The organism is Streptomyces avidinii (genome assembly GCF_014650695.1).
In the GTDB taxonomy this organism is placed as follows: Bacteria; Actinomycetota; Actinomycetes; order Streptomycetales; family Streptomycetaceae; genus Streptomyces; species Streptomyces avidinii.
In genome coordinates, this window is the sequence record NZ_BMVL01000012.1 from 125,716 (window position 1) to 135,148 (window position 9,433).

Consider the following 9,433-nt stretch of genomic DNA (forward strand, 5'->3'; position numbering starts at 1 on the left):
CCAGTGAGACTAGGCCTGCATCAGCGGGCGTAGTACTCGACGACGAGCTGCTCGTCGCAGATGACCGGGATTTCCTTGCGGTTCGGGTCGCGGTCCAGGCGGAAGGCCAGGGCCTTCAGGTTGACCTGCAGGTAGCGCGGGGTCTCGCCCTCGCCTGCGTAGCCACCCTCGCGGGCAACCTGGAACGGAACCTTCTCGCGGCTGCGCTCGCGCACGGTGATGACGTCGTCCGGACGGACACGGAACGACGGCTTGTCGACCTTGTCGCCGTTGACCTCGATGTGGCCGTGAACGACCATCTGGCGGGCCTGGTAGATGGTGCGGGCGATGCCCGAACGCAGAACCAGGGCGTCGAGGCGACGCTCGAGCTCGACGACAAGCGCCTCGCCCGTCTTGCCTTCGGCCTTCTTGGCGCGGTCGTACGCGCGGGCCATCTGACGCTCAGAGATGTCGTACTGAGCGCGCAGACGCTGCTTCTCCAGCAGACGAACCTTGTAGTCCGAGTTCTGCTTGCGGCCACGGCCGTGCTCGCCCGGCGGGTAGGGGCGGGCCTCGAAGTACTTGACGGCCTTCGGGGTCAGCGCAATGCCGAGGGCACGCGACTTCTTGACCTTGGGTCGCTTCTGGTTCACGTGGAACCTACCTCCATGTAAGTTAGGTGAGGCTTACCTTAGCGAGGAGGACGTAATGTCTCGACCACATGGGATCCCCCTGCCCAGTGCGCAACGCAGTTCGGATTCAGACGAAACAGAATCCGCTTGCGCCGACGATAAGCAAGGTCAGCCGCGTCCCAGGGAAGGCGTTCGGCAGCTCACCGGAGCCGAACGCGTACGAACCCTCGTAGAGTCCAACGCCTCAGTATCCCTCACTCTGATCGGTGCTCGTGACACGCACGGTTCCGAAGAGTTCGGGACAGGGATGCCGGTCGCACGGACCGTCACCCCGGACGGGGACGTGATTCTCCTTGTATCAGGGGAATCCGCGGCTGCCAGGGCAGCCGCTCACGCCCAGGACGACGACCTCACCGCCGTGATCGAGATCACGGATGTGGCGCCGGTGTCCGTGCCACATCGTATCCGAGGTCGCGCCTGGCTCGCCGGTTGGCTGACGCCGGTGCGCGGGGACGACCGTGCGGCCTGCGCGGCGCTGCTCGCGGAGCGGCATCCGGTCGGCGAGCTGCTCGGCATGCGGGAGTCCCTCGACCCCCCGCACACCGGCCGCCCGGCCTGGATGATGCTGCGCCTGGAGGTCGGCGAGATCTCCGTGGACGACCTGTGGGGCGCCGAGCACGTGGCCCCGGAGGATCTGGCGGCGGCGGAGCCGGACCCGATGGTCGCGCACGAGTCGGAGCTGCTGCAGCACCTGCACTCCGCCCACGGCGACCGGCTCGGCGAGCTGTGCGGGCTGCTGGGCGCCCGTGAGGCCCGCGGCATGAGCGCCGTCCCGCTCTCCCTGGACCGCCTGGGCCTGCGCGTCCGCTTCAGCGGGGGCGCCGCCGGCTCCTTCGACGCCCGCTTCGACTTTCCGGAGCCGGTCGCGGACATCTGCGGCTTGCGCCGCGCGATGCACTCCCTGTTCTCGGCGGCCTCGCACTAGGCCGTCCGCAGGCCCTCCCTCCGGATCCTGCCGGGGCGGTCACGGAGTGCAGGCGGCCAGCATGTCCTGGAGGGCGAGCTTCTCCGGTGCCGTCACGGACAGCGCGTACTTCGCCTTGGTGCCGGTGTAGCGGCGCGCGTACTCGCACCAGTACGCCCGCCGGGGCGGCCGCCACTTGTCGGCCGTCCTGCTGCCCTTGTCGTAGTTGGTCTGCTTGTCCACGGCGAGCAGTACGTCGAGGTCGTTGGCGTACTCCAGCCTGCGCTGCGGGGTCCATGCGTACGCGCCGCCCCGCCAGGCGGCGCCGAGCGCCACCACGTGGTCGGTCCGGATCCGCGAGGCGCGCCGGTAGGTGTAGGGCAGCTCCTTGCCAGGCCACGCCGGGGCTACGGGGTGTTGACCGCGCGGTCGAGCGAGCGCCAGATCCGCAGGGCCCACTCCAGTCCGGCGGGGTCCTCGTAGGTGCAGAAGATCCCGGCGGCGGTTCCGGCGGCGACGGCCATGCCGTAGAACTCGTGGCGCGGCCGGCCGTGGTCCTGCGGGGTGAGCCAGAACGCGTGCCGCAGTCCCTCCCCCAGCGGCTCGCGCGCGCGCTGGTCGGGCCGGGTGTCGGGAGCCCCGGACAGCAGGGCGGTGAGGAAGTCCGCGGGGGCGCGGCCCGCGACGTCGTCGGTCATCAGGCTGACGGCGGCGCTGCGGTCCGGCGCGGTGAAATGGTCCGTGCCGTCGGCGAAGGACGCGGTGAGCCCGGCGGTGCGCACCACCGACCAGTGGTCGCCGAGGTCGGTACGGACGTCCACGGGTACCGGGTACGGGAAGCGACTGAGGACGTGGTCGCGGTCCCAGGTCTGCGTCAGGACGCGGGCGGCCGCCGGGCGGTGGACCTCGACGACGCAGGGCAGTTCTGCCGGATCGGCGACCTTCGCGGTGACCTCGGCGCCCAGCAGGGTGTCGCCCCAGGGCTGGATCCGGTTGGCGAAGGTGCCCCGGACGACGAGATCCGCGTATCCGGGCTGCTCCCACAGGTCGTGGGCGCGCCGCAGGGTGGCGTCGTCCACCTGAACCCAGGCGCCGAGGACCAGCTCGGTGTCGTGCGTCAGCCGGACGCCCAGCAGGCAGCGGACGAAGCAGCCCACCCCGTCCACGCGGAGCAGGGCGCGCACGCCGAGCCGGTGGAGCGCCTCCTCGGGCGCGCGCAGGGCGGCGTCGGGCAGGTTGAAGCCGAAGTCGATGCGACGCTCGTCGGCGAGCGCGTCACCGCAACATGCGCAGGCGGGAAGGTGCGTGGTCACCCGCGCAGCTTAGACGCCGCCCCGGGCCGTCCCTTTCGGATCAGGCCGGGCCGGTGCCCCGCAGCCGCTCGCGGACCTTCTCCACCACGTCCGCGTAGCGGGCCTCCGCGCCGTAGCGGGTCGGCTCGTAGTACCGCTTCCCCTGGATCTCGTCCGGCGCGTACTGCTGCGCGGCGATCGCGCCCGGCACGTCGTGCGGGTACACGTACCCCTGCGCGTGCCCCAGCTTCGCCGCGCCCTTGTAGTGCCCGTCCCGCAGGTGCGCCGGAACCGCCCCCGCCAGCCCCGCCCGTACGTCGGCCAGCGCCGCGCCGATCGCGGTCGTCGCGGTGTTGGACTTCGGGGCCAGCGCCAGCGCGATCGTGGCGTGCGACAGGGTCAGCGCCGCCTCCGGGAAACCGATCAGCGCCACCGCCTGGGCCGCGGCCACCGCGATCGGCAGGGCCGTCGGGTCCGCCAGGCCGATGTCCTCGCTCGCGGAGATCATCAGGCGGCGCGCGATGAACCGGGGGTCCTCACCGGCCTCGATCATCCGCGCCAGGTAGTGCAGCGCGGCGTCCACGTCCGAGCCGCGGATCGACTTGATCAGCGCGCTGGCCACGTCGTAGTGCTGGTCGCCGTCCTTGTCGTAGCGGACCGCCGCCCGGTCGACCGCCTCCTCCAGCGTCCGGAGGGTGATCTCGTCCTCGTCCTGGGCGATGGCCGATCCGGCGCCGGCCTCCAGCGCGGTCAGTGCCCGCCGGGCGTCGCCGCCGGCGATCCGCAGGAGGTGCGCCTCCGCGTCCGCCGGGAGGGAGACGGCCCCGCCCAGTCCCCGCTCCTCGGTGAGCGCGCGCCGCATCAACGCGCTCAGGTCCTCGTCCGTCAGCGGTTCCAGCGTCAGCAGCAGCGAGCGCGAGAGCAGCGGGGAGATGATCGAGAAGTACGGGTTCTCGGTGGTGGCCGCGATCAGCGTCACCCAGCGGTTCTCGACGGCGGGGAGCAGCGAGTCCTGCTGCGCCTTGCTGAAGCGGTGGATCTCGTCGAGGAAGAGGACGGTCTCCTTGCCGTAGCCACCGGCCGCGCGCTTGGCGCCCTCGATGACGGCCCGTACCTCTTTGACGCCCGCCGTGATGGCGGACAGCTCCACGAAACGCTTCTGGGTGGCCTGGCTGACCACGTACGCCAGCGTGGTCTTTCCGATGCCCGGCGGGCCCCAGAGGATCACCGAGGAGGCGCCGGCCGGGCCGCCGGCCCCTTCCTCGACCAGCCGCCGCAGCGGTGATCCGGGTTTCAGCAGGTGCTGCTGGCCGACGACCTCGTCCAGGGTGCGCGGGCGCATCCGGACGGCGAGCGGGGAGCTCGCGGGGTCCTTCTCCCTGCGGTCTTCGGCAGCGGCGGTGAACAGGTCTGGTTCCACACAGGAAGCCTAAGCGAGCCCACCGACAGGGCCGCCCGCCGTCAGGAGGTCCAGAAGTCCCACCAGCGGGTCAGGATCAGCATCCCGATGATCCCGACGTGCAGCACGGGCAGGACCCAGGTGAACTCGTCGAGGAAGGACCTGACCCAGCCCGGGGCGGGCAGCATCCCCTCGCGGACGTTGTGCGAGGTGACGTACCAGAACATGAAGATCGTGGCGACCCAGGCCAGGCAGCACCACAGGCAGAGCGAGTTGATGTTGTACAGCGACTGGTACATCAGCCAGGTGCAGAAGACGACGCCGAAGAGGGTGCCGGCGTTGAAGGTCAGCCAGTACCAGCGGCGGAACGAGGCCCCGGCCAGCAGGCTCATACCGACGCAGATCACGATGCCGTAGGCGACGAGTCCGAGCATCGGGTTCGGGAAGCCGAAGGCCGACGCCTGGTCGCTGGTCATGATGTTGCCGCAGGAGACGATCGGGTTCAGGCTGCAGGCCGGCTTGAAGTCCGGGTCCTCCAGCAGCTTGAACTTGTCGATCGTGATCACCCAGGCGGCGAACAGGCCCGCCGCGCCGGTGATCACCAGCAGCAGGGCCAGGGCCCGGCTTCCCCCGACGGTCCTGCCCCGGGCGGTGTCCGCGTCCGCGCTTCGTGTCGTCATACCGCCCGCTCCACATCTGCCAGGTGATCAAGCACGGGCCATTGTGCCGTACGAGCCTGTGAACGGACGGGGCCGGGGAAAGATCCCCGGCCCCGTCCTGTGCACTCCCGTGCCGCTGCCGTCAGGCGAGGCGGGCCCGGACCGTGTCGACCAGCTCGGCGACGGGCACGGCCGTCTGCTCGCCGGACTCCATGTCCTTCAGCTGGACGACGCCCTCGGCGAGGTCACGCTCGCCCACCACGACCGCGAAGCGCGCACCGCTGCGGTTCGCGTCCTTCATGGCTCCCTTGAGGCCCTTGCCGCCGTACGACATGTCCGCGGCGACACCCGCCTTGCGCAGCTGCGTCACCAGCCCGAACACGGTCGGCTTGGCCTCGCCCAGCGCCACCGCGAAGACCGACGTCGACGCCGGGATGTCGAGCTCCACGCCCTCGGCCTGGAGCGCGAGGACCGTGCGGTCCACGCCGAGTGCCCAGCCCACCGACGGCAGGGCCGGTCCGCCGATCATCTCGGACAGACCGTCGTAGCGGCCGCCGCCACCGACCGCGGACTGGGAACCCAGGCCGTCGTGGACGAACTCGAAGGTGGTGCGCGTGTAGTAGTCCAGCCCGCGCACCAGCTTCTCGTCGTCCTCGAAGGGCACGCCGGCGGCCGTCACCAGCACACGGACCTGCTCGTGGTACGCCTTGCACGCGTCGCACAGGTAGTCCCGCAGCACCGGGGCGCCGACGAGCTGCTTCTGCACCTCGGCCCGCTTGTCGTCGAGCACGCGCAGCGGGTTGATCTCGGCCCGGCGCACGGTCTCCTCGTCGAGGTCGAGGCCGCTCAGGAAGGACTGCAGCGCCTCGCGGTACACGGGGCGGCACTCCTTGTCGCCCAGCGAGTTCAGCAGGATCCGGAAGTTGCGCAGGCCCAGCGAGCGGTACGCCTGGTCGGCCAGGATGATCAGCTCGGCGTCCAGCGCCGGGTCCTCGGCTCCGATGGCCTCGGCGCCGACCTGGGAGAAGTGGCGGTAGCGGCCCGCCTGCGGCTTCTCGTAGCGGTAGTACGAGCCCGAGTACCAGAGCTTGACCGGCAGGTTGCCCTTCTTGTGCAGGCTCGCCTCCAGCGCCGCGCGCAGCACGGAGGCCGTGCCCTCGGGGCGCAGGGCCAGCTGGTCGCCGCCCTTGGTCTCGAAGGCGTACATCTCCTTGGAGACGATGTCGGTGGACTCGCCGACGCCGCGGGCGAAGAGGCCCACGTCCTCGAAACCGGGGGTCTCGATGTAGCCGTAGCCGGAGTTGCGCAGGGGGGCCGCGATGGCCTCGCGCACGGCGAGGTACCTCACGGAAACCGGCGGGATCAGGTCGTACGTGCCCTTGGGGGCCTGGAAAGTAGCCACGAAGCTTTTGTCACATTCCTCGTCGTGGAGCGGCGGTGCCGTCTCCGAGCCCGGCGGCGACCTCCCGCAGGTACGGGTTGGTCGCGCGCTCGCGGCCGATGGTGGTCTGGGGACCGTGGCCGGACAGCACCACGGTCGAGTCGTCGAGCGGCAGGCACACGCGGCCCAGCGACCGGAGGATCTCGGCGTGGGAGCCGCCGGGCAGGTCGGTGCGTCCGATGGAGCCGGCGAAGAGCAGGTCGCCCGAGAAGAAGACCGGCGGAACGTCGGCCAGCTCGGGCATCCGGAAGGTCACCGACCCCTTGGTATGCCCCGGCGCGTGCGCCACGGAGAAGTCCATTCCGGCCAGTTTCAGCGCGGCGCCGTCGGCCAGCTCGCGGACGTCGTCCGGCTCCCCCACGGTCAGCTCGCCCATGAGCGGCATCCCGATGGAGCGGCCGAGGGCCTTCTCCGGGTCGCTCATCATGTAGCGGTCCTCGGGGTGGATCCAGGCCGGTACGTCGTGTGCTCCGCACACCGGGACCACCGAGGCCACATGATCGATGTGGCCGTGGGTCAGAACGACCGCGACGGGCTTGAGCCGATGCTTCTTCAGCGTCTCCTCGACACCCTGGGCGGCCTGATGGCCCGGGTCGATGATGACGCACTCCTCACCGGCGGCGGGGGCGACCACGTAGCAGTTGGTGCCCCAAGCGCCTGCGGGGAACCCGGCAATCAGCACGTTCGTCCTCAATCGTCGTCCGGTGGGAGGCTGCAGACAGGAATCCTGCTGCTCAGAGCCTACCGGCGCCGCTCATTACACAGCGAACCCATATACGGTACGGCCTATCCCAGCCCGGACAGCAGTAGCAGACACGTACAAGGAGACGACCCGGTGGTCACGAGCGATCAGCGACGGCGACAGCTCGCCAAGGAGAAGTACGAGCGCCAGCAGAAGCGCCGGGCCGAGGCCCGGAAGAAGTCGCGCCAGCGCGCGGCCGTGATCGGCGCGGCGGTGGCCGTGGTGATCGCGACGCTGGTGGGCCTGATCGTCGGCGGGGTCTTCGACAAGGACAAGAAGGACCAGGCCGCGGACCCGTCCGCGAGCCCGTCGGCCTCGGCGAGCGAGCCGGCGCCCAAGCAGTCCCCGTCGCCGGAGATGGCGATCGACCAGAAGGCGAAGTACACCTTCGCGCTGAAGACCGGCGCGGGTGACATCAACTTCACGATGGACGCGGCGAAGACCCCGCAGACCGTGAACTCCTTCAAGTCGCTCGCCGACAAGGGCTACTTCGACAACACCAAGTGCCACCGGCTGACGGCCGGCGGGATCTTCGTGCTCCAGTGCGGCGACCCCGAGGGCACCGGCCGGGGCGGCCCGGGCTACACCATTCCGGACGAGAACCTGGACTCCCTGGGCAAGGCCAACGAGCAGGGCCAGGTCGTGTACCCGGCCGGCACGGTGGCGATGGCCAACACGGGTCAGCCCGGCTCCGGCGGCAGCCAGTTCTTCCTGGTCTACAAGGACAGCCCGCTGACGCCGACGTACACGCCGTTCGGCAAGATCGACGCGGCCGGCCTGAAGGTCCTTGAGGAGATCGCGAAGGCCGGTACGGTCGACGGCGGCCAGGACGGCGCGCCGAAGACCGAGGTCAAGATCGAGAAGGGCGCGGTCACGCAGAACTGACGTGATGCGGCGACCCCGGGCCCGGCCGGCCCGCCGCCCGTACGCCGATATTCCGTCGTGCGGGATGCGGACAGCCGGCCCGGCGGTCGCCTATGTTGGCGTTGTGCAGGGCGGGCGCTGCCCGCCCCAGGAAACTGTGGACGATGCCCAGGGGGTGAACCCCTCGCAAGGCATCAGGTGGAGGAGGCGCTGTGAGCAGCGACCCGTGGGGCCGAGTCGACGAGACGGGCACCGTGTACGTGCGTACTTCCGAGGGCGAGCAGGTCGTCGGATCGTGGCAGGCAGGCACCCCTGAGGAGGCCCTGGCCTATTTCGAGCGCAAGTACGAGGGCCTGGTGGTCGAGATCGGCCTCCTCGAAAAGCGGGTGCGGACCACTGATCTGTCCGCCAAGGACGCCCAGACGGCGATCGACCACCTGCGTACGCAGGTCGACGAGCACCACGCCGTCGGTGACCTGGACGCCCTGCGGGTGCGGCTGGACAAGCTGGTCACGACCGTGGAGTCCCGGCGCGAGGAGCGCAAGGCCGCGAAGGCCAAGCAGACGGACGAGGCCCGTGCGGCCAAGGACGCGCTGGTCGTCGAGGCCGAGGAGCTGGCCCAGAGCGACCAGTGGCGCAGCGCCGGTGAGCGGCTGCGCGCCCTGGTGGACATCTGGAAGGGGCTGCCGCGCCTGGACCGCAAGTCGGACGACGAGCTGTGGCACCGGTTCTCCCACGCCCGTTCGGCCTTCTCCAAGCGCCGCAAGGCCCACTTCGCCTCGCTGGACGCGCAGCGCGAGGACGCCCGCAAGGTGAAGGAGCGGCTGGTCGCGGAGGCCGAGTCGCTGTCGAAGTCGACCGACTGGGGTCCGACGGCCGCCCGCTACCGCGAGCTGATGGCGGACTGGAAGGCGGCGGGCCGGGCCCAGCGCGAGTCCGAGGACGACCTGTGGAACCGCTTCCGCGGTGCGCAGGACGTGTTCTTCGCGGCCCGCAGCGAGGTCTTCGCCGAGCGTGACGCCGAGCAGATCGAGAACCTGAAGCTCAAGGAGGAGCTGGCCGACGAGGCCGAGAAGCTCGTCCCGATCACGGACCTGAAGGCGGCCCGTGCCGCGTTCCGCTCGCTCAACGAGCGCTGGGAGGCCATCGGCCACGTGCCGCGGGACGCCCGGCCGAAGGTCGAGGGCCGCATGCACTCGGTCGAGCGGGCGATCCAGGAGGCCGAGGAGGGCGAGTGGCGTCGTACGAACCCGGAGGCGCGGGCCCGTGCGGCCGGTCTGACGGGTCAGCTCCAGGCGGCGGTCGACAAGCTGCGTGAGCAGGTCGACGCGGCGCGCGCGGCGGGCAACAACGCCAAGGCCGACAAGCTGTCGCGCGAGCTGGAGGGCCGCCAGGCCCTGCTGGACCAGGCTCTGAAGGGCCTGGAGGAGTTCGGGGGCTGACAGCCCCCTCCCGCACGAA

Annotated in this window: 10 protein-coding genes; 3 read left to right on the top strand and 7 right to left on the bottom strand. The window is 70.6% G+C overall.

Annotation, left to right across the window (positions count from 1 at the left end; genetic code table 11):
- Positions 1–20 precede the first annotated feature (20 nt).
- Positions 21–632: a 30S ribosomal protein S4 gene (gene rpsD / locus IE257_RS27910; RefSeq protein ID WP_008740451.1), complete on the bottom strand. Its 612-nt coding sequence runs from the start codon at positions 630–632 to the stop codon at positions 21–23.
- Between the two features lie 286 nt (positions 633–918).
- Between rpsD and IE257_RS27915 the strand changes: the two genes are divergently transcribed.
- The gene (locus tag IE257_RS27915; RefSeq protein ID WP_189972651.1) at positions 919–1,596 is read left to right on the top strand and encodes a DUF2470 domain-containing protein; all 678 of its coding nucleotides are present in this window, start codon (positions 919–921) and stop codon (positions 1,594–1,596) included.
- 39 nt (positions 1,597–1,635) lie between these two features.
- Here the strand turns inward: IE257_RS27915 and IE257_RS27920 are convergent, their stop codons facing one another.
- The 6 genes from IE257_RS27920 to IE257_RS27945 form a co-directional block, all read right to left on the bottom strand.
- Positions 1,636–1,914 (bottom strand): GmrSD restriction endonuclease domain-containing protein, encoded by a 279-nt coding sequence (locus tag IE257_RS27920; protein ID WP_229920702.1) that lies wholly within the window; start codon positions 1,912–1,914, stop codon positions 1,636–1,638.
- A 68-nt stretch (positions 1,915–1,982) separates the two neighbouring features.
- A complete protein-coding gene (locus tag IE257_RS27925) occupies positions 1,983–2,888 on the bottom strand; it encodes a DUF2199 domain-containing protein (RefSeq protein ID WP_189972652.1) in 906 nt (301 codons plus the stop codon).
- 40 nt (positions 2,889–2,928) lie between these two features.
- Positions 2,929–4,287 carry a replication-associated recombination protein A gene (locus IE257_RS27930; protein ID WP_189972653.1) on the bottom strand — a complete coding sequence of 453 codons (1,359 nt, stop codon included), beginning with the start codon at positions 4,285–4,287 and terminating at the stop codon, positions 2,929–2,931.
- A 41-nt stretch (positions 4,288–4,328) separates the two neighbouring features.
- Positions 4,329–4,946: a vitamin K epoxide reductase family protein gene (locus IE257_RS27935; RefSeq protein WP_189972654.1), complete on the bottom strand. Its 618-nt coding sequence runs from the start codon at positions 4,944–4,946 to the stop codon at positions 4,329–4,331.
- Positions 4,947–5,067: 121 nt separating this feature from the next.
- On the bottom strand, positions 5,068–6,327 hold the full coding sequence (gene hisS, locus IE257_RS27940; RefSeq protein WP_189972655.1) for a histidine--tRNA ligase: 1,260 nt from the start codon (positions 6,325–6,327) through the stop codon (positions 5,068–5,070).
- Between the two features lie 10 nt (positions 6,328–6,337).
- Positions 6,338–7,048 (bottom strand): MBL fold metallo-hydrolase, encoded by a 711-nt coding sequence (locus IE257_RS27945; RefSeq protein WP_189972656.1) that lies wholly within the window; start codon positions 7,046–7,048, stop codon positions 6,338–6,340.
- Between the two features lie 153 nt (positions 7,049–7,201).
- On the opposite strand from IE257_RS27945, the gene IE257_RS27950 reads away from it, so the two are divergent.
- Together IE257_RS27950 and IE257_RS27955 are read left to right on the top strand one after the other, a co-directional pair.
- Positions 7,202–7,993: a peptidylprolyl isomerase gene (locus IE257_RS27950; RefSeq protein ID WP_189972657.1), complete on the top strand. Its 792-nt coding sequence runs from the start codon at positions 7,202–7,204 to the stop codon at positions 7,991–7,993.
- A 191-nt stretch (positions 7,994–8,184) separates the two neighbouring features.
- The gene (locus tag IE257_RS27955; protein ID WP_189972658.1) at positions 8,185–9,414 is read left to right on the top strand and encodes a DUF349 domain-containing protein; all 1,230 of its coding nucleotides are present in this window, start codon (positions 8,185–8,187) and stop codon (positions 9,412–9,414) included.
- Positions 9,415–9,433: the final 19 nt, after the last annotated feature.

Excerpts from the sequence above, each read along its gene's own strand:
- IE257_RS27935 (WP_189972654.1), bottom strand. The coding sequence starts at position 4,946 with ATGACGACACGAAGCGCGGACGCGGACACCGCCCGGGGCAGGACCGTC.
- IE257_RS27915 (WP_189972651.1), top strand. The coding sequence starts at position 919 with ATGCCGGTCGCACGGACCGTCACCCCGGACGGGGACGTGATTCTCCTT.